The sequence below is a fragment of the Lysinibacillus sp. S1 genome (assembly GCF_044986265.1).
In the GTDB taxonomy this organism is placed as follows: domain Bacteria; phylum Bacillota; class Bacilli; order Bacillales_A; family Planococcaceae; genus Lysinibacillus; species Lysinibacillus capsici.
In genome coordinates this window covers 454,158-473,133 of record NZ_CP173154.1, presented here as the reverse complement: position 1 = coordinate 473,133, position 18,976 = coordinate 454,158, and the positions used below count along the sequence as shown (strand labels likewise).

15 protein-coding genes are annotated in these 18,976 nt (G+C 38.3%); 12 read left to right on the top strand and 3 right to left on the bottom strand.

The features are described from left to right. Positions 1-12: 12 nt before the first annotated feature. Positions 13-759 (top strand): polysaccharide deacetylase family protein, encoded by a 747-nt coding sequence (locus tag ACHZEU_RS02370; RefSeq protein ID WP_404803961.1) that lies wholly within the window; start codon positions 13-15, stop codon positions 757-759. A gap of 136 nt (positions 760-895) precedes the next feature. On the opposite strand, the gene ACHZEU_RS02365 is transcribed toward ACHZEU_RS02370, so the two are convergent. Then, complete coding sequence (locus ACHZEU_RS02365; RefSeq protein WP_404803960.1) at positions 896-1,081, bottom strand: hypothetical protein; 186 nt, start codon at positions 1,079-1,081, stop codon at positions 896-898. Between the two features lie 131 nt (positions 1,082-1,212). On the opposite strand from ACHZEU_RS02365, the gene ACHZEU_RS02360 reads away from it, so the two are divergent. From ACHZEU_RS02360 to ACHZEU_RS02320, 9 genes are all read left to right on the top strand, one after another. Continuing rightward, a complete protein-coding gene (locus tag ACHZEU_RS02360) occupies positions 1,213-1,986 on the top strand; it encodes a GNAT family N-acetyltransferase (RefSeq protein ID WP_328024532.1) in 774 nt (257 codons plus the stop codon). 300 nt (positions 1,987-2,286) lie between these two features. Next, the gene (locus ACHZEU_RS02355) at positions 2,287-3,801 is read left to right on the top strand and encodes a S41 family peptidase (protein ID WP_048392917.1); all 1,515 of its coding nucleotides are present in this window, start codon (positions 2,287-2,289) and stop codon (positions 3,799-3,801) included. 68 nt (positions 3,802-3,869) lie between these two features. Continuing rightward, positions 3,870-4,772 carry a CobW family GTP-binding protein gene (locus ACHZEU_RS02350; protein WP_404803959.1) on the top strand — a complete coding sequence of 301 codons (903 nt, stop codon included), beginning with the start codon at positions 3,870-3,872 and terminating at the stop codon, positions 4,770-4,772. A 443-nt stretch (positions 4,773-5,215) separates the two neighbouring features. Beyond that, on the top strand, positions 5,216-5,905 hold the full coding sequence (locus tag ACHZEU_RS02345; protein WP_048392912.1) for a CAP domain-containing protein: 690 nt from the start codon (positions 5,216-5,218) through the stop codon (positions 5,903-5,905). A 102-nt stretch (positions 5,906-6,007) separates the two neighbouring features. After that, positions 6,008-6,319: a helix-turn-helix domain-containing protein gene (locus tag ACHZEU_RS02340; RefSeq protein WP_288583091.1), complete on the top strand. Its 312-nt coding sequence runs from the start codon at positions 6,008-6,010 to the stop codon at positions 6,317-6,319. 178 nt (positions 6,320-6,497) lie between these two features. Next, a complete protein-coding gene (locus tag ACHZEU_RS02335) occupies positions 6,498-9,452 on the top strand; it encodes an EAL domain-containing protein (RefSeq protein ID WP_404803958.1) in 2,955 nt (984 codons plus the stop codon). Between the two features lie 121 nt (positions 9,453-9,573). After that, positions 9,574-11,007 carry a spore germination protein gene (locus ACHZEU_RS02330; RefSeq protein WP_404803957.1) on the top strand — a complete coding sequence of 478 codons (1,434 nt, stop codon included), beginning with the start codon at positions 9,574-9,576 and terminating at the stop codon, positions 11,005-11,007. Next, positions 11,004-12,032: a GerAB/ArcD/ProY family transporter gene (locus ACHZEU_RS02325; protein WP_312124377.1), complete on the top strand. Its 1,029-nt coding sequence runs from the start codon at positions 11,004-11,006 to the stop codon at positions 12,030-12,032. Before ACHZEU_RS02330 ends, ACHZEU_RS02325 begins: the two co-directional genes overlap by 4 nt. Beyond that, a complete protein-coding gene (locus ACHZEU_RS02320) occupies positions 12,022-13,098 on the top strand; it encodes a Ger(x)C family spore germination protein (RefSeq protein WP_404803956.1) in 1,077 nt (358 codons plus the stop codon). The genes ACHZEU_RS02325 and ACHZEU_RS02320 overlap by 11 nt, the downstream gene beginning before the upstream one ends. A 43-nt stretch (positions 13,099-13,141) precedes the next feature. Here the strand turns inward: ACHZEU_RS02320 and ACHZEU_RS02315 are convergent, their stop codons facing one another. Beyond that, positions 13,142-14,488 carry an MATE family efflux transporter gene (locus ACHZEU_RS02315; protein WP_066036795.1) on the bottom strand — a complete coding sequence of 449 codons (1,347 nt, stop codon included), beginning with the start codon at positions 14,486-14,488 and terminating at the stop codon, positions 13,142-13,144. 171 nt (positions 14,489-14,659) lie between these two features. On the opposite strand from ACHZEU_RS02315, the gene ACHZEU_RS02310 reads away from it, so the two are divergent. Next, on the top strand, positions 14,660-15,736 hold the full coding sequence (locus ACHZEU_RS02310; protein ID WP_404803955.1) for an undecaprenyldiphospho-muramoylpentapeptide beta-N-acetylglucosaminyltransferase: 1,077 nt from the start codon (positions 14,660-14,662) through the stop codon (positions 15,734-15,736). A gap of 80 nt (positions 15,737-15,816) precedes the next feature. Here the strand turns inward: ACHZEU_RS02310 and ACHZEU_RS02305 are convergent, their stop codons facing one another. Then, on the bottom strand, positions 15,817-16,365 hold the full coding sequence (locus tag ACHZEU_RS02305; RefSeq protein ID WP_004230128.1) for a GNAT family N-acetyltransferase: 549 nt from the start codon (positions 16,363-16,365) through the stop codon (positions 15,817-15,819). A 542-nt stretch (positions 16,366-16,907) separates the two neighbouring features. On the opposite strand from ACHZEU_RS02305, the gene ACHZEU_RS02300 reads away from it, so the two are divergent. Then, positions 16,908-18,935 (top strand): diguanylate cyclase domain-containing protein, encoded by a 2,028-nt coding sequence (locus ACHZEU_RS02300; RefSeq protein ID WP_269898492.1) that lies wholly within the window; start codon positions 16,908-16,910, stop codon positions 18,933-18,935. Positions 18,936-18,976: the final 41 nt, after the last annotated feature.

The following is an 18,976-nucleotide window of genomic DNA, read 5'->3' as shown; positions in this document are numbered from 1 at the left end:
GGACGTGAAAATGTGAAAAAGTATTTATTGCTTTTACTACCACTTAGTCTAATCACGGTGTCGCTTTTTTATGTAAAAGTGAGTTCTTCTGAAAATAAAGGAAGAAAGTATTATGAGGAAGCAGGTCAAATTCTTTGGGAAATTCAGACAGATGAAAAAATCATTGCCTTAACATTTGATGATGGGCCACATCGCAAATATACAGCGAATATCCTTGATGTATTGGAAAAATATAATGCAAAAGCAACCTTTTTTATTGTCGGTCAAAATGCAGAAAAAAATCCTGAGCTGATTACAAGAATGTACGAAGAAGGACATGAATTGGCCAATCATACCTATACACACCCTTTAAGAACAAATGTTACCAATTTAATGAAAGAAATACAGCAAACAGATGAAGTGATTGCAGGGATTACAGGCTATCAGCCAACATTATTTAGACCAGTTGAAGGACAATATACCGATGCGATGATTGATGCAATTTCAAAAAAAGGCTATAAGGTTGTTATGTGGTCTTGGCATTTAGATACGCTTGACTGGAAAAGCCCAGGTGTTCATCGCATCGTGAATACCGTTTTAAAAGGTGTGAAAGCAGGCAATATTGTCCTATTTCATGACGGTGGGGGAAATCGAGCACAAACGGTTCAGGCAATGGAACAAATCATACCGGAGCTTGAAAAACAGGGCTATCAGTTTGTGACGGTTTCTGAATTATTGGAAATCCAAAGGACACATAAGAAAATGGAAAAAAAACAGTAGTGTTGAAGCAGAAACGTCTTCAACACTTTTCTTTATGTAAAGGTTATTTAAACATTTTTTTGATGTGTTTAAGCTCAGCAATTAAATAATCAATTTGTTTCTGCATATTATTTATTTTAACTGTTTGATGCCCATTTCAATGGCCATTATGTGTTAGAGAAGAATCATTGTTTGCGTTTTGGAGCGCTTCTAATGCGAGTCCCGCTGCAATGGGTTGTAAACCATCCCCTAATGTTGAAATGGCTSTGCCAATATAGGATAGCTTAGCCGCATAAATTTCTATGGATTCATTGCCTTGGCTCGGTTTATTATTTCTCCCCATTGTTTTTCCTCCTTACATTTGTCATTACTTGCATCATATGCGACAACAAGTGAAAAGGCGATTCCGATGATCGTTGAATGATTCACTAAAAATGGTAAAATTAGTACAATCAACGGATGGGGGGACTAGCATTGACACACCATGTAGAGCTGATTGAAATGAATAGTGAGCTGTTAGAGGGGAAGGGCAGCTTTTGTTTACGAAGCAAGAAAAAAACAGAGGGCTATCAGAACAAAAACAAATGGCTTAATCAACAATTTGAAAAGGGCTTACATTACATACAAGTACTTGAAAATCAAAAACAAGTAGGTTTTATAGAATATACAGACGCGGAATACTCTTCAAGAGTTGTACATGCAGATGGCTATGTGGTGATTCACTGTTTATGGGTAAGTGCAGTGGGTAAGGGCTATGGTACACAATTACTGAAGAGGTGCTTAAAGGATGCCAAGGAACGTGGGAAAAAGGGAGTGGTGGTCATTACAAATGACCAAACTTCCTGGACGCCAAGCAAGGATTTATTTTTACAGCATCAGTTTCAGCATATGGCAACAGCACTCAATGATTTTGAATTATGGGCCTTTCCATTTCATGAAAGCGTTGAACGGCCATACTTTCCTGATAATTGGCAGGAACGATTAACGAGATTTCCTCATTTAACGATTTTACGTTCCTTTCAATGTCCATATGTAGACGTCGCCACGGAAAATATTCAATTAGCTGCCGAAAAATTAGGATTGCAGCCAGTGCTGGTGGATCTTCAAACGAGAGAAGAGCTGATGGAGAAATCACCGACACCATATGGTATTTTTTCAGTAGTTTATAAAGGACAATTGATTGCCTTTCATCGATTAACCGTACATTCCGTATATAAAAAACTGCAAAAACTCATGAATAATTCCTGATAGGATGCAACTTTTTTGGACACTGGCACGTTATATTCTTATAGCATTTCTATGATTCTTTGAGTTTTTTGTTGACTGCTACTAGGAAATGAGTAAAATTAAAAGGCAGTACCATAATATGCCTAAACTTAGTAGTATGATGGCTGAATAGGTGCTGGAATGCTAGTTAGAATGAAGCATGATCGGACAAGGTCTGTCATGAAATTTTGACAGTCTTTTTCTTTTCGTCTTCTGGATAACCTGTTAAGATGGTAGTAGTGTGACAACAAGTTAGTGTAAATGAGAGTGGTGACAATCAAGATGGATGAACAGAAAAAAGAAAGTACAGAACAGCAGCAGGAGCCGACTCCAGCTGAAATAAAGCCGGCAGGACAATTTATACAACTGAAACCGTTTAAATTTATCATGCTAATGTTCTTTACAATTCTTATTACGGCAGGTTTAACAATATTTGCGTTAACCTTTGGTGATAAGAAAGTAGTAGAAGTGAAAGTTCCGATTGAACGAGAGGAATTTACAAAATTATATGAAGCATTTGATTTACTGAAAAATAACTATTACCAAGATATTGACGATGAAAAAGTGGTCGATGGTGCGATCAATGGTATGTTTGATGCATTAGGCGATCCTTATTCCGATTTCATGGTAAAGGAAGAAGCGGATCAATTTAATTCTGGCTTATCTTCAAGCTTCCAAGGAATTGGTGCAGAAATCCAAGAACGTAATGGTTATATTACAGTAGTGTCACCTATCAAAAATTCTCCTGCTGAAAAGGCAGGCTTATTACCAAAAGATATTATCTTAACAGTTGATGGGAAAAGTATTCAGGGCTTAAGTGCAACAGAGGCAGTTGCACTGATTCGTGGCGAAAAAGGAACACCAGTAAAATTAACGGTAAAACGTGGTGAAAATACGGAACCTATTCAAATGACGATTGTTCGTGATGACATCCCAGTCGAAACCGTTTATGGTGAAATGCTGGATGGCAATATTGCCCATATTCAAGTTACATCATTTAGTGAACAAACTGCCCAAGAGCTTGAAAAAATCCTTACTGAGTATGAAGGCAAAGGAATGAAGGGCATTGTATTAGATTTACGTCAAAATCCTGGTGGCTACCTAAAGGCTGCAGTCGATATCTCTAATTTCTTTGTACCAGAAGGAAAGGCGATTGTGCAGGTACAAGAAAAAGATGCGGAGCCTCAAATTACAAATGCCATTGCAGGTAAAAAATATAACCTACCGATTACGGTACTAGTTGATAGTGGCAGTGCTTCAGCCTCTGAGATTTTGGCAGGAGCATTAAAAGAGTCAGTTGGTGCTAAAGTTGTTGGTGAAACATCATTCGGTAAAGGAACTGTCCAAAATGTTACACCATTAAAAGACGGCTCTAATTTGAAATTTACGACAGGTAAATGGTTAACACCGAAGGGCAACTGGATTAATGAAAAAGGAATTGAGCCTGATGTCAAAGTTGCGTATCCATCCTATGCCTCTTTACCATACTTGAATGCCTCTTTAGAAATGAAGACAGGCCTACAATCTGACTCTGTGAAAGCAGCAGAGGAGATGCTTCAGGTGCTAGGGTATGAGCCTGGTGAAGTAGATGGGATCTTTGATGACAATACCGCACAGGCAGTAGAAAAACTACAAGCAGCGAACAACCTTGAAGAAACAGGCATTCTAACAGGTAATACAACGTATGCTTTAATGGATGCGTTACGTGCAAAAATGAAAGCCGATGATCCTCAGTTACTAAAAGCGAAAGAGCTTCTTGTAGGAACAGCCGAAAAAACAGAGGAAACAACAAACTAACAATGTAGCTGTCGCAACAGTTGTCTTTCACGGCATCTGCGACAGCTTTTTTTATGGGAGGAACTAATATGAAAGATGTGTACCTATTTAGTGGCTTTTTAGGGAGTGGCAAAACATCCATGCTGACAGATGTCATTCGCCAGCTAAAAGAAAAGAAATTAAAGCCTGCTGTTATTATGAATGAGCTCGGGAAGCTGCCATTTGACTCGCAGGCAGTGGAAAAGGATATCCCGCTAAAGGAGATGCTAGAGGGCTGTATTTGCTGTTCGGGTGCTGAAAAAACAGAGGCACAAATTCAATCTCTTCTATTAGATAGTGATTTTGATATGCTCATTATCGAGACAACAGGTGCAGCACATCCTGTAGAAGCTTTGGATGCCGTTTTTTCACCGCTTTTTGCAGATCAGCTCAATGTGAAAGGCATTATCACGGTGGCGGATTCTAAGCTCTGGCTACACCGTGATACATTAACACCACAAGTGCGCTCTTTATTTCTGGAGCAAATTCGCCATGCACATCTATTGTTAGCAAATAAAACAGACTTATTAACAGAGGCAGAGCAAGGTCAGGTCGTCTATGAACTGCAGGGCTTGAACCCTCATGCCTTTATATTGCAAACGACAAATGGACGCGTACCACTCAGCTTATTAGAGGGGCTGAAGGCAACAACACAGGTCGATAAAGCAGATATAGTTAAAGCGCCAATAGCCTCAATGCAGCTGGGCTCTCGCTTAGTAGATTTTACAGATCAGGAATTTACACAGGAGCAGTTTGAAGATTGGGTGCGTGCATTACCTGAAACGATTTATCGTATGAAAGGCTATGTACCAATTAAGGGCATCAAAAACCCAATGTTGTTCCAATATGCTTATGGAATGGTGCAATGGCTCCCAGAATATATAAAAATKCCAGCAAAACTTGTTATTATTGGAGAGAATGTTAGTGCTTTACCTGTTATTGGGGAGAATTGAAGAATAAAGCAACCAGTGAATTTCTGCACGTGAACAACCTGTGTAGCTTTACACAGGTTGTTTTATTTTTATGTAAATGAAATGTAACGATCTTGTAACACAATTGTAATATTAGGCTAACATGAGGCTACGACACTAGCCGTCTCTAGGGTGATGCAAAGAAAGTAATGAAAAAAGGCGATTAAAAAATGAGTGTATAAAACATACATTTTTTATTCATATCAGCTGTTTATTTTCTAAAATATTTACGAGTTTAGGAGGGGTGTCAACCCTCTTTCAAACGTAAGTATTTCATAGATTGGTGAAACCTGCTAAAAAATAACGCGAAAAAAACGTGATTTTTCGCGCATTTTCTTCTTCGTTGGCGTAGTTAGCAGATGTTGGTAAGATTTTAATGAAAATCATCCCTTACGATTAGTGGCAGAGAAGGAGGAATTGCAAACATGAAAAAAACACTAACTGCAATTTGTGCAACATTTCTTTTAGCAGCTCCAATTCAAATAGCTTCTGCTGCTGCAAATACAACAGAGGGGAATTCCGTACAGCAATCAACAAACTGTAATGTTTATTATTATAAATGGTCAAACAATAATCATAAGTGGACGATTAAACTTCCACAGGCATCTACACCATCTAATGAGACGCCAACAACAAATAATACAACACCAACAAAGCCAAATAATAATCAATCATCACAAAATGAAAAGCCAGCAACACCACCAACTACTTCAACACCATCAACAACAACTTCAGATGTGGACGCATTTGAACAAGAAGTAGTAAAATTAACAAACGCTGAGCGTACAAAAGCTGGTTTATCACCACTTCAAACAGATGCAAAATTAATGGCTGCAGCTCGTGAAAAATCACAAGATATGCAAACAAATAAATATTTCTCACATACGAGCCCAACATTTGGTTCACCATTTGATCGTATGAAAGCTTTAGGTATCGCTTATAAAGCTGCAGGTGAAAACATTGCTCAAGGTCAACGTTCACCACAAGAAGTAGTACAAGCGTGGATGGACTCACCAGGACACCGTGCGAACATTTTAAACGGTAAATTTACACACATCGGTGTAGGTTATGTGAAATCAGGTAACTACTGGACACAACAATTTATCCAAAAATAATCATTTATTAATAGAAAGATGCTCTATAAGTCTATAAAGGCTTATAGAGCATCTTTTTTTATTGAATTAATGGTAAAATTTGATGAGAAAGGGAGGATAGAATTGAAACAATATAGCATAGCAATGGCGGTTTTCTCATTAGCCGTGTCGTTTTTAATAGGAAGCTGGCTCATCGCCACTAGTTTAAAAGAGCAGCCAAAGGAATCCGTGCAACACCAGCTATTGTCACAACAAGAGGCAGCTGATTATTTAGGAATCAGTGTAGTGGAAGTGCTAAAATTAACAGAAGTGCCAGACGGATCTAATAGTTACATAAGCGAAATCCCTCATGTGAAGGTAGGGGACAAAGTCTATTATCCAAAGCAAGCCATTGATCGCTGGCTATTGGATATGGAATTAATCGTAGTACCTTAAGAAAAACATATGAACTATTTCTTTGGATAGGGGCATCCGCTAATAAAAAAGAGCGCTCCTCCAGCGAAAAACGGTCGATGAAACTTTTCTTTCTCTTTTATAAATAGTAGTTTTTAAACTGTATTTTGGGGGAATTGATAAATAAGTAGTGGGTAAAAAGTAGGGAGAGGTGAGATGGATGAAAAAGCCGAATCTATTAAAGCAGTTTTTTACAAAAGAAGAAAGACCGCATACGTTTGCGCTGGCAACAGCTCAAGATCATCGTTTATTTTCATATGCCATGTCCTTTGCCAAGTATCACCCCGATATGATGATTGTGTTTTCGGCAGATGGCGAAATTATTTACGTCAATCAAGAAGCACTCTATGAACTATTACAATATCGACCTAGTCATGCAGAAGATTTCAAGAAAATTCTGACTGATGCAGATTATAAACGATTAAAAAGAGCGTTCAATCGAACATTACGAGGAAAGTCGGTCAAGATTGATATTGAAAGACTCCAGCATCAAGGACAAAACCTAAGCCTCGTACTGACGTTTATACCAATAAAAAATGACGACAATCAGGCGGAGGGGCTCTATTTAATCATTGAAGATATGTCCACGTATTCAGCCATGAAGCATCAGTTAATGCTACATGAGAAGCATTTAAATTACGCCCAGCATATTGCGGWAGTTGGGAGCTGGGAGTACTTTATTCAGCATGACAAACTGTTTTGCTCAGATAACTTTTATCATATTTTTGGCTTTGCACGTTCAGATAACGATGGTATTGATCACGTTTTCCAGTTCATTCATCCAGATGATTATGAAAGGACATATGATGCATTTAATCATGCTCGAAAAGGGACTAATTTTGACAGTGACTTCCGAATTTATCACGGTAAAACCAATGAGCTGCGTTTTCTACAGGCAGCCGCCGAAGTCATATGGAAGGATGACAAGCCCTTTAAGATGATTGGGGTTGTCAAAGACGAAACGGCTTTCAAACTACTTGAGAAAACACTAAATGATACATTAGCCAACTATCATTCTATCTTTGACAATTTAGATGCAGGGATTTGGATGCGAGATTCCATTCGTGGCAATATGCTGTTCGCCTCTAAAGGATTGGAAGGAATTCTTGGTATTCCATTAGCTAAGCTTTATGATGACTCAGAAGTATGGATTAATATGATTCATCCTGCACATCGTGAGGAGGTATTAGCGTATACAGATCATCTCGCTTCAGGCAAAAGCTATCAAGTGATTTATCGTATCCTAACGGGGGAGAATCAGACAAAGTGGTTGCTGGAGCAAATTGTGCCGAGACTAGATCAGCAAGGGGAGGTCAACCATATTTTCGGCTTAGTAACTGATATTACAAAGGAGATTGAACGAGAAAAGAAGCTTAATTATTTAGTGTATTATGATGAATTGACAGGTTTACCAAATCGCTTGAGCTTACATGATAAAGTTGATACCTTATGCTTAGCTGGCGAACCCTTCGCACTATTATATATTTCGATTAACCGCTTTCATATCTTAAATAATGCGCTAGGTACGAAAATCGGTGATGAGCTTCTKCGCACGGTGACCAACTACTTTTCAACACTAACAGATGATCACAGTTACATGGCACGTTTAGACAATCAGCATTTTATCATTGTCATGAAAAAATATGTGAGCAAGCAACATATTTACGCGCTGGCTAGCCGTATACTGAAAACCTTTGATACACCTTTTTCGATAAAAGACTATCGCTTGCACCTATCTGCTAGCATTGGTATTGCTTTTTACCCAGAGGAGGGCTTAACGAGAAACATTTTATTAGAAAATGCATATTCAGCTTTATGCTATGCGCAACAGCAGGGAAGGAATCGTTTTCATATTTATGCCTTTACAGAGGATATTACTTCCTATAAACAGTATGTGTTAGACCGAGATATGCGACAAGCCATGTTAAATGAGGAATTCGAATTATATTTCCAACCAATGGTGGAGCCGCAAAAGGGGGTTATCAACGGTGCAGAAGCGTTAATTCGTTGGCATCATAAAGAATGGGGCCTTGTGTCACCTGGTGAATTTATTCCATTAGCGGAAGAAAACCATATGATTCACATCATTACAGATTGGGTGATTAAAAAAGCATGTGCGTTGTTACAGCACTGGAAGCAGCAAGGGCATGTGCTGCGAACAATTAGTATTAAGATATCGCCAATCCGTCTGATGAAAAAGGGCTTTATTCAGTTTGTCCAAGAGCAATTACAGGTAAATTCAATTGACGCTCACTATATACAGTTCGAGATTAGCGAAAGTACCATCTTAAAAAATAGTACAAGTGTGATGACCGTTCTTAAAGAATTACAAGACATCGGTGTCAAAATTGCTATTGGTGATTTTGGAACAGGCTACTCTTCCTTAGAATCATTGCGAACATTCCAACCAACGACACTCCATATCTATGAAGCGTTTATCCGTGAAATTCGTCATGACCGTCCGATTGAAAATGGACTCATTTCAGCAACGATTTATTTAGCCAAAATGCTTGGTATTCAGGTTGTGGCAAAAGGAGTTGAAAGTTACGAGCAATTTATCTTTTTAAAGCAGCAAGAATGTGATTATTTGCAAGGTAGTATTTATACGAAGGCTGTTCCCGCGAAAGCCTTTGAAAAAATGCTGGCACAAGGCATTTTAACACCACAAAAAGCCATTGTTCATAAAAAACCTGTGGTGGAGCGACGCAAATATTATCGTTTTCAATTCCCGGCCTATGTGAAGGGCTTCATGACAATTATCGAAATGAATGAGCAAAAAATTAATATCGGTCATACCCCGATCATCATTGAAAATATTAGCTTAGGCGGCATGAAGATTCGCTCTTCTTTGAAGCTACCCGTTAATCAAACGATGAAATTTAAATTTAGCTTTATTTTAATGAATCAATCATTTAACCTAGAGGGTACTTTTAGATGGACCTTAGAAGAAAAATACCAAATCTATTCTTATGGCGTCGCCTTTAATTTGACGCAGGAGGATGAAGGAAAATTAGCCCCGATCATCAATCGAATGACAGCCTTGCATAATCACCATGAAAAAATAGAGGGAACGCCCTTTATGTATGAGGATATTGAAGCTTATTTTAAAAAATAGCTGATCATGAAGATGCCCAAATGTTCTAGAGGGCATCTTTTTTTCATGGCGTGGAATCACACGAACTAAGCGTTTGAAATACACGAAAAATGCTTATACTCTCCAGTAGAGGAGGCGTTTTATGGATAAAGTGRAGTATATGATCAAAAGCCTACAAAAAGCATTCTACCATTCCTCGGATTTGACCGTCAGACAAATAGATTGGCATGAAGGGGACACGGCTATTTTATGCTTTTACGCTTCTCTTGTTGATGCGAAGGAAGTCCAAAAAATACTGGATACCATTTATGCACGTTTAGATACAGAAAAACCTTTTTGGAGTGAAACCCTACTTACAACACTCGATAATTTTGCGCTACCGCAAGCGATTGAACGGGTTTGCCAAGGTGAAACGCTCGTGATTTTGCCTGATACGGGAAAAATGCTGACGTTAGCGATTACCAATGAAGTTCGTCGTAATCTTGAGGAGCCAAACAATGAACATATTCTGCGAGGCTCCCATGAAGGTCTTGTGGAGCGTGCGGATACCAATTTAACATTGATACGAAAGCGAGTGAATAATCCCGCTMTTGTGGTCAAATCTTTTACAATTGGACAACAAACTAACACTAAAGCGTATTATCTCTATATGGATGGGGTTATACGGCCTGAAAMCTTACAAGAGATGGAAAAGCGGATTGCAGACATTAAAATCGACTATTTTTATAGTATTGGCCAGTTAAGTGATGCACTAGAGGATTCCGTGTTATCGCCATTTCCACAATTGTTAAATACAGAGCATCCAGATCGTGTGGTAGCCCACTTAGTGGAGGGTAAAGTTGTGGTCATGACCAATATTTCGCCGTCTGCCTTGATTGGCCCTGTAACATTTTTCTCTTTCTATCAAACACCTGATGACTATAATAGTCGGGTAGTGGTTGGCTCTTTTTATAAAATAGTGCGTTTACTGTCGTTTGTAACGGCGGTTTTTTTACCAGCATTTTATATTGCTGTGATTAGCTTTCACTTTGAGGTATTACCCTTAGAATTAAGTAATCAAGTAAAAAATGATGTTAATGATATACCTTATCGACCGTTAATTGAAGCACTGATACTTGAGATTATTATGGAGCTCATTCGAGAATCAAGTATTCGTTTACCACAATCAGTAGGGCAAACGATTGGGATCGTAGGGGGGTTAGTGATAGGAGATGCCATTGTAAGTGCGGGACTCGTGTCGAACTTAATGGTCATTGTTGTCGCCTTAACGGCCATTTCAAGCTATGTTGTCCCGTCCGTTGAATTGAATAGCACGATTCGCATGATCCGTTTTCCGTTTATGCTACTTGCCTCATTATTTGGGTTTTTAGGCATTGTGGTAGGAGTTGTCATCCTATTAATTCATTTAATTAGTTTAACGTCATTGAAACAGCCGTATTTTTCACCTATCGTACCATTTCAACCGAAAGCTGTTTATAAAATTTTTTTACGCTGGCCATTTATTAGACCGACAGTCCAAGTTACTTCCTTTCAACCACCGAAGGATGAAAAGGGAAAAAATGAGGATACACCATGAATTTTTCTCTATCAAAGGCACAATTTTTTTTACTACTCTTTATCATTCAGACAGGTGTTGTCTACATTGCCTTTCAAACACCGTTAATCATATACAGTCAACATAGTGCATGGTATGTCTTCTTCCTTGCTAGCATCTTCCATTACGGCTTGCTGTTATTTTTTGAACGCTATTATCAATTTTTCTTTTTAAATGGGTTCTTTCGCTGGATCTATCTGATCTATTGGTTATTAATAACAGCTGTATTAATTGCCTATATGGGGTATGTTCTGGCCTCATGGGTCTTGCCCCGAACACCTGAATGGATTGTTGTCATGATGATTGTAGGGCTATCTTTGTATGCCAATTTAGTTAGACCAGAAACCATCATCAATATTGGTGTCATGCTAATTCCTATCATTTTCCTCTTTGTCATTTTTTTAATGCTGGCTATTCCAGATTTAACGTGGAGTAATCTTTTTCCCGTTGAGTGGAATAATACTAGGCAAATCATGGCGGGCATGATTCATAGCATGTATGCCTTTTTTGGGATTGAAATGTACCTCCTTTATCGTCCATTTCTCAAACAGGATTTACAGGTGAAGGGAAAGCCCTTATTGATTTATCAACTCGTCATTTTTATCTTTTATTTTATTTCGGTTGTCTTTACACAAATGTTCTTTGCTTTGGAGGAGGTTCAACTAATACCAGAGCCTATTATGTATATTTTAAAATCACAGGAAGTGAATTTTGTAAAACGGCTGGATATTTTTTTCATCTATATTTGGCTTTCTTGGTCCATTGTTACGGTCATGATCTACGGTTTGTCCTTTCGTGTGCTTTATTTGTCAAAAAAACGGAAGCATCCGAAACGAAGTATTGTTTTTTTTCATCTTCTCTTAGCCATCCTGCCGCTATTTGTCATGCAATTTCAGCGCATTGAGTTTATCAAAAATTCTATACACTACGTACTCATTGTGTTTACGATTCTACTACCAATGATGATAATTTGTTGGAATAAATGGAGGGGAAAACGTGTATCGTAAAGGGATTATGCTCCTCTTGTCTATGTTACTTTTAGCTGGCTGTTGGGATGAACGACTTTATAAAAACGCTTCCGTTGTGACGCTCGTTGGGGTGGACGGATATATAGGGGCGTACAAGGGATATTATGCCTATCCGAATACAGCAGTTCAGCAAAATGAAGTGATTGAAGCGGACGGCATTTCACCAAGAGATGTACGGAATCAAGCCAATTTAAAAGTAGAACAAACACTTGATTTATCTGAGCTATCGACCATCCTTGTATCGGACCAAACGGTAAGAGAGCCTCTTTATGATATTTTGGATATTTATTTTCGTGATCCCCAAAACCCGATTTCGATAAAAATTGCTGTAACAGAAGGGGATGTCAAGCCGTTTATAGAGCTAACAAAGGATTTAGCAGGGGGGGCAGGAGGCTATTATGAACGTTTTATGGAAAGCACAGAGGAAAATACAATTTTTCCGAAATTAGATTTACAGACGGTTGGCTCCATGCTATTTGAACAGACAATTGATATAGCACTTCCGTATATTCAGTTAAGTGAGGATAAAAAGCATGCTGTTGCGGCAGGTGTCGCTTTGTTCTCAGGTCAAACGTTTACGGGTACAATATTAACACCAAAACAATCTCTCACGATGCTTCTCTTCATGAATCAACCTAGCAAACAAGCGCGGATGAGCTATATGTGGAAGCATGATGGAAAATCGATGCCAATCACGGCTGATGTTATTCATATCAAGCGTCAATGGACGGTGAATGAGGAATTAAAAAGAATAGACATGGATTATCTCATAGAGGTAGAAATTGAGGAATTTGCACATGACCATTTATATAAAGACCCCGTTTTCAAGGAGGTTCAGCAGTTGATTCAAGATCATGTGCAGGGAGAGTTTGAGGAGGTTTTGCGGATTCTTCAAGGTCAGCAATCGGATACGTTGGGGATTGGTCGATATATTCGTGCCTATCACCCCAAAATGTTTCAGAAGGATTGGCATGCTGTCTATGCATCCTTACAGCTAGTGCCGTCTGTTCAAGTGAAAATCATTCGTACAGGTGTTTTACGCTAAAAAAATCGCCTTTCTCAAGTTAGAGAAAAGCGATTTTTTGTTGTTAAACAGTGACTCTTTTTTGAACAACCAATAGACGGATTAAAAGAGTAATTGCGCCCATTGTTAAACCTGCCACAAGGCCAATCCAATAGCCAAATGGACCGAAATCCGTATGTGTGGCAAGGGTATACCCAACTGGCAAGCCAATTACCCAATAAGATATAATGGCCATGATAAACGTGATCATAACATCTTTATAGCCTCTCAATGCGCCTTGTACTGGTGCTTGTATTGCATCAGATAGCTGGAAAATGGCTGCGTAGACTAAAAATTGTACGGCATACTCAAGTACCATCTGATCTGTCGTATACATATGTGCTACAGGTTCACGTAAAATAAACAAGATGCAAGCTGATATAAAGCTAAATAAAATGGCTGTGCCTACACATAGATAACTATACATACGAGCATCTCGCATGCGACCAGCGCCGATCTCAAAACCTACTAATATTGTGACACCCATAGAAATACTGAGCGGAACCATGTATAACAGGGAAGTGAAATTGATGGCAATCTGATGGGCTGCGATGATTTCTGTGCTAAAATTACTCATCATCATGGTCACAGCAGAAAAAATACTTGTTTCTGCAAATAGGGAAATACCGATCGGTACTCCAATCAATAAAATTTCCTTCCATCGAAGCCATTCAAGCTTAGGCCAATCATGAAACAGACGGAATCGTTCGAACGGTACTCGTTTAGCGATGATCCATACTGTAATCATGAATATTAGCCAGTACGTTATTGCTGTCGCTACACCAGCTCCGATGCCGCCAAGCTCAGGCGCACCAAATTTGCCGAAAATAAAGATATAGTTCAGCACGATATTAATGGGTGTTGTCATTAAGGTAATGATCATCGTGACCCGTGTCTGACCAAGGGCGTCAATAAAGCAACGCATAACAAAAAATAAGAAAAGTGGCAAAAGACCCGCACACATCGCATAGATGTAGCCTTTTGCAATGCTATGTACAGCAGACTCTAAGTTCATCTTACTAAGTATCCAATCAATGCCAAAGAAGAGTCCTGTAAAAATAAGGATCGCCAGCAATATGGCCACATAAATGCCTTGCTGGACTGCCTTTTTTGCATCCATCTCTTTTTTCGCTCCCACAAGCTGTGAGACAATTGGCGTAATAGCTAGGAGTATACCTGAAAGTCCAGTATAAATCGGCATCCAGATAGAGGAACCAATCGAAACACCTGCTAAATCAACCGTCCCGTAACGACTGGACATTAAAATATCAAAAAATGAAATAAGATAAATAGCTACCTGTGTCACTAAAATAGGGACAATCATTTTTAAGAGTAGCACGTATTTTTCCTTAATTGTGGATGTTTGATACATATTTTCTACTTCCTTCATGAACATAATGAACAAGTATAGCATATGTAAAGAGAGAAAAGCTGAAATTTTCATGCTTCATCTATATCTTTTCGTCAGCATATAGTAAAATAGAACACTGTAAACAAAAAGTAGTGCTAACTACAATGGTTTTTAAGGAATAGGAGAATTTGTGTGAAACAACAAACAATCATTTTAACCGGTGGTGGGACAGCTGGCCATGTATCGTTAAATCAGGCGATACTCCCGTCTTTACTAGAACTTGGTTATGATGTCCACTATATTGGCTCAGAGCAAGGTATTGAAAAAGAATTAATTGGCGAGGCGTTCCCCGATGTTCCGTTTTATGGCATTGCGAGTGGTAAATTGCGTCGTTATTTCTCCATGAAAAATTTTACAGATCCATTTAAAGTGCTTGCTGGAATGATGCAGGCTTTTCGTATTATTAAAAAAGTGAAGCCACAGGTTGTCTTTTCAAAGGGAGGGTTTGTCTCTGTACCCGTTGTGATGGCAGCGAAATTAGCAGGTGTGCCAGTCGTCATCCATGAATCTGATGTAACACCTGGTCTTGCTAATAAAATAGCCTTACCTTTTGCTTCACATGTATTCACAATTTTTGAAGAAACTCTGAAGCATTTACCTCAAGAGAAGGCTACTTGCACAGGCTCCATTATTCGTCCTGAGTTATTTGAGGGAGAAAGAGCAAGGGGGCTAGCTTTCTGCGGCTTTTCTACTTTAAAGCCTGTTTTACTTGTTATGGGAGGGAGTTTAGGCTCTGTTGTCTTAAATGAGGCACTACGTAAAAGCTTACCAGAGCTCCTCAAGCAATTTCACATCATTCATTTATGTGGGAAGGGGAATTATGATGAAGCACTGGAGGCAATGCCAGGCTACAAGCAATTTGAGTATGTGACAACAGAGTTACCTGATTTATTGCATGCTGCAGACTTTATTGTGTCACGAGCAGGCTCTAACTCCATTTTTGAATTTTTAGCGCTTCACAAGCCGATGCTATTAGTACCTCTCTCAGCGCAAAAAAGCCGTGGAGATCAAATTCTAAATGCCAACTTGTTTAAAAAACAAGGTTACGCAGAAGTGTTACAGGAAGACGAGTTGACAAAGGAATCTTTTATGAAGTCTGTTCATACACTAACAGAGCGTAAAGTGGAAATGGTGGAGACAATGGCAAAAACGCAAAAACCAAAAACACCAGATGAAATGGCGTCATTAATTTTACGGTACAAGAAATAAGTGCTATTTGAAAAAAGAAAAGAAGCTATGAGGTAGGTCGAAATGACAAAACCTTATAGCTTCTCTTTTATATATACACACTACATTGCTTGCTCTTCGCCTTCTTGCATTTGATGTGCCGTTGTTAGGTAGAATAAATCTTTTGGAATTTTAAATAAATTAAATTGTGCCTCACCGCTATTAACCTGCGCTAATAATGTTGGATGACTTTCATTGGCACTCACCACATAGGGAAGCTTTAAAGCAGCACGCTGTGATTTTAAATTTTCAACACGTATACGGAGAAAGACCGTATGAAAATTATAGTCAAAAAATAACTCGTTCAAAAATAACATTTTTGCTTTTTGATTATAACCTTTACCTTGGTAAGGGAGTCCAATCCACGTTCCTAGAAAGCCTGCACCGTCCTCCACATCGTGAATACTAATGGTGCCGATTGGTTGACCCCAATCATCAGTTATGGTCCTCGAGATAGCGAGTCCTCTCGCTTCCTCTTCAATCAGTTGTTTTGTCATAAACCAATATTCATCAGCGGATGTGGCTTTTTGACGGACAAAAGGGAATACAGAAGGGTGTGATAATAGCTCATAAAGCTCTGTACATTCATGCAGGTCTCGATGTTTAAGCATACGAAACGCCTCCTTTACTAGGGTAGTTAAAACAATTCCGTTGAAGCATAAAGAAGAAAACTAAAATTCGTACTGGAATTAAAACCCAAAGAACTAGACGTTATAACTATGATATTCCATAATCTCCCGCTGTCTTACTGATTTCGACCATACCGAAAAAAGGCTAGTTTTTTAAATATAATATAACATATAAACTGCTTGATGCAATCATTTTGCTCGTAAAAAAACAAAATTTGAGTTTAATAGTCAGTAAATTCTGATAAATTAAATGTGATTATCCATAATATTGTTGTTTTTTAGCATTAAGACTAACCTATCAATTTTAACTAATATTAATCATTTATCTACATCTTTAGTAGGATTGTTGTCTTGTTATAATAGGTAATATATCAAATATTATCCTTAAAAGGATATAATTTTTACGATTCTAGAAAGGTAATTTTTTATTTTTATGTTATAATAGTAGTATTATTTTTAATCTAACAACACATACATACGAACATTTCTATCATGATGGCAATGGCTTTTCTGGAGGTGACAGCATGGAGTATATTTTAAGCGAAGATTTCTTTAACTCATTATTTATTGGCAAGGATTTTGTTTTTCTCGTGAAAAAAGTAGGGGACGATTATCAATATATTCGCTTAAATCAAGCAGCTCAGGATCTGTTATCGAATGAGGCGATTGGTAAAATGATTTCGACCGTTACCTCAAAGCGTAATTTTTTGATCATTCAGAAAAATTACCATGAGGCCATTAGAGAACATAAACAGGTTGACTATGTAGATTATGCATATGTTCAGTCGGAGGTTCGTAAATATGAAACATCCGTCAGACCGTTGAAATATAAGAACGAAGACTATATTTTAGCCATCACGAAGGAAATACTTTATGACCGCAGTATTGAAGATAAATTTTTATTTATGCGGTCCATGTTTGACCATGCCTTTTTCTCAACAGTCATTTTATCGGCTGAAGGAATGATATACGAAGTGAATTCAAGCTTTATGGAAGATTTTCAATTAGATAATGAAACCGTCAAACAGAAAATGTTTGTGGATTTACCGATTATTCCAAAGGAAGAAGTTGAACAAATAAAAATTTGTTTGCAGAAAGCTGCAAGAGGGGAAAACGTTGGCGAGAAGTTTATTAAATTGCATACATTGGACCAGCAGGAACGCATGTATTTACTGTCACTATCACCAGTGATGCAGGATGATAATTCCTTTGCCATATTTCTTATCATGCAAGATTTTACACAATTTACTTTACAAAAAGCAGAATTACGCTCGAAGTCTCACGGGCTAGAAGTATTTAAATCTGCATTAAATTCAGCTACAGCCATTGCTGTATTAGATCATAATTGTAACATTACCGAAGTGAGTGAGATGTTTTTACAGGCTTCTGGCTACACGGCGGAGGAGTTAATCGGTCAGCCCTACGCATTGATCGAACCACGATTCCGTGGGCAAGACCTTTTTCAAATAATTGAAGATAAGCTGGACACGATGGGAATGTGGCGTGGAGAACTTTGCTATCGAACGAAATATCATGCAGATTACTGGGTAGAAACTACCATCGTTCCATTAAAAGATGAGTTTGGTCAAATCGAACAAATTTTAACCATTAACTATGATATTACGGATAAGAAAAGAATGTTCACAGAATTAAAAAATATTGAACGTACTTTCAGACTCATCACAGAAAATACAAATGATTTAATTGTGATTACAAATGAGGATGGCATCATTATCTATGCTTCCCCGTCCTATGGTATTTATTTAGGTTATGAAAATGTAGAGCTACAAGGACAGTTTTACAGTGACATTATTGATCGAGAAAGTAAAGGCGAATGGCAAACATTCTTGAATAATTATACAGGGCAAACAGATTCACAGTTTGAGCTTTTACTGAAGGCGAAAGATGGAACACCGATATGGACAGAAGGAAATGTCACGGTTGTGCACGACCCTGAACGTGAAAAAGTTTCTCAAATTATGATGGTGTCTCGTGAAATTACCCATCGCAAAGAAAGGGAAAATGATTTGCTGTATTTAGCCTATCACGACGCTTTAACACAGCTACCTAATCGGCGTTTTTTAGAAAAGGAGTTTCCTAAAATCCTAGCAGAAGCAAATGAAAATCAAACCTGTGTGGCGATGCTCTATATAGATGGTGATGATTTTAAAGAAGTAAATGATCGCTTTGGCCATGAGACGGGCGATGCGTTTATTCAGCGATTCGGCAGTTCCTTGAACAAAACAGTTCGAAGCCATGATATGGTTATTCGAATAGGTGGCGATGAATTTATTGTCATCTTAACTGGCTTAACAAGAGATCAGGAAAAAAGACATCATCAAATTATGCATATTATTCGACGGATTCGCGATGAATTAGCAGAAGGCTGGATGATAGAGGACCATCTTTTTACACCAACTGCTTCAATTGGCATTGCCTATTACCCAGACCATGCTCGAACATTGGATGAGCTAATGGATTTAGCTGACCAAGCATTATATAAATCAAAAGAGTCGGGGAAAAACAACCTCTCCATTTCAGATATACACTAAAAAGTCTGTCCACAAGGTTTTCCTTGTGAGACAGACTTTTT

Bases quoted from the DNA above. Each gene is read 5' to 3' on its own strand.
- ACHZEU_RS02300 (WP_269898492.1), top strand. From the start codon at position 16,908: ATGGAGTATATTTTAAGCGAAGATTTCTTTAACTCATTATTTATTGGC.
- ACHZEU_RS02315 (WP_066036795.1), bottom strand. From the start codon at position 14,488: ATGTATCAAACATCCACAATTAAGGAAAAATACGTGCTACTCTTAAAA.
- ACHZEU_RS02305 (WP_004230128.1), bottom strand. From the start codon at position 16,365: ATGCTTAAACATCGAGACCTGCATGAATGTACAGAGCTTTATGAGCTA.
- ACHZEU_RS02345 (WP_048392912.1), top strand. From the start codon at position 5,216: ATGAAAAAAACACTAACTGCAATTTGTGCAACATTTCTTTTAGCAGCT.
- ACHZEU_RS02325 (WP_312124377.1), top strand. From the start codon at position 11,004: ATGAATTTTTCTCTATCAAAGGCACAATTTTTTTTACTACTCTTTATC.
- ACHZEU_RS02355 (WP_048392917.1), top strand. From the start codon at position 2,287: ATGGATGAACAGAAAAAAGAAAGTACAGAACAGCAGCAGGAGCCGACT.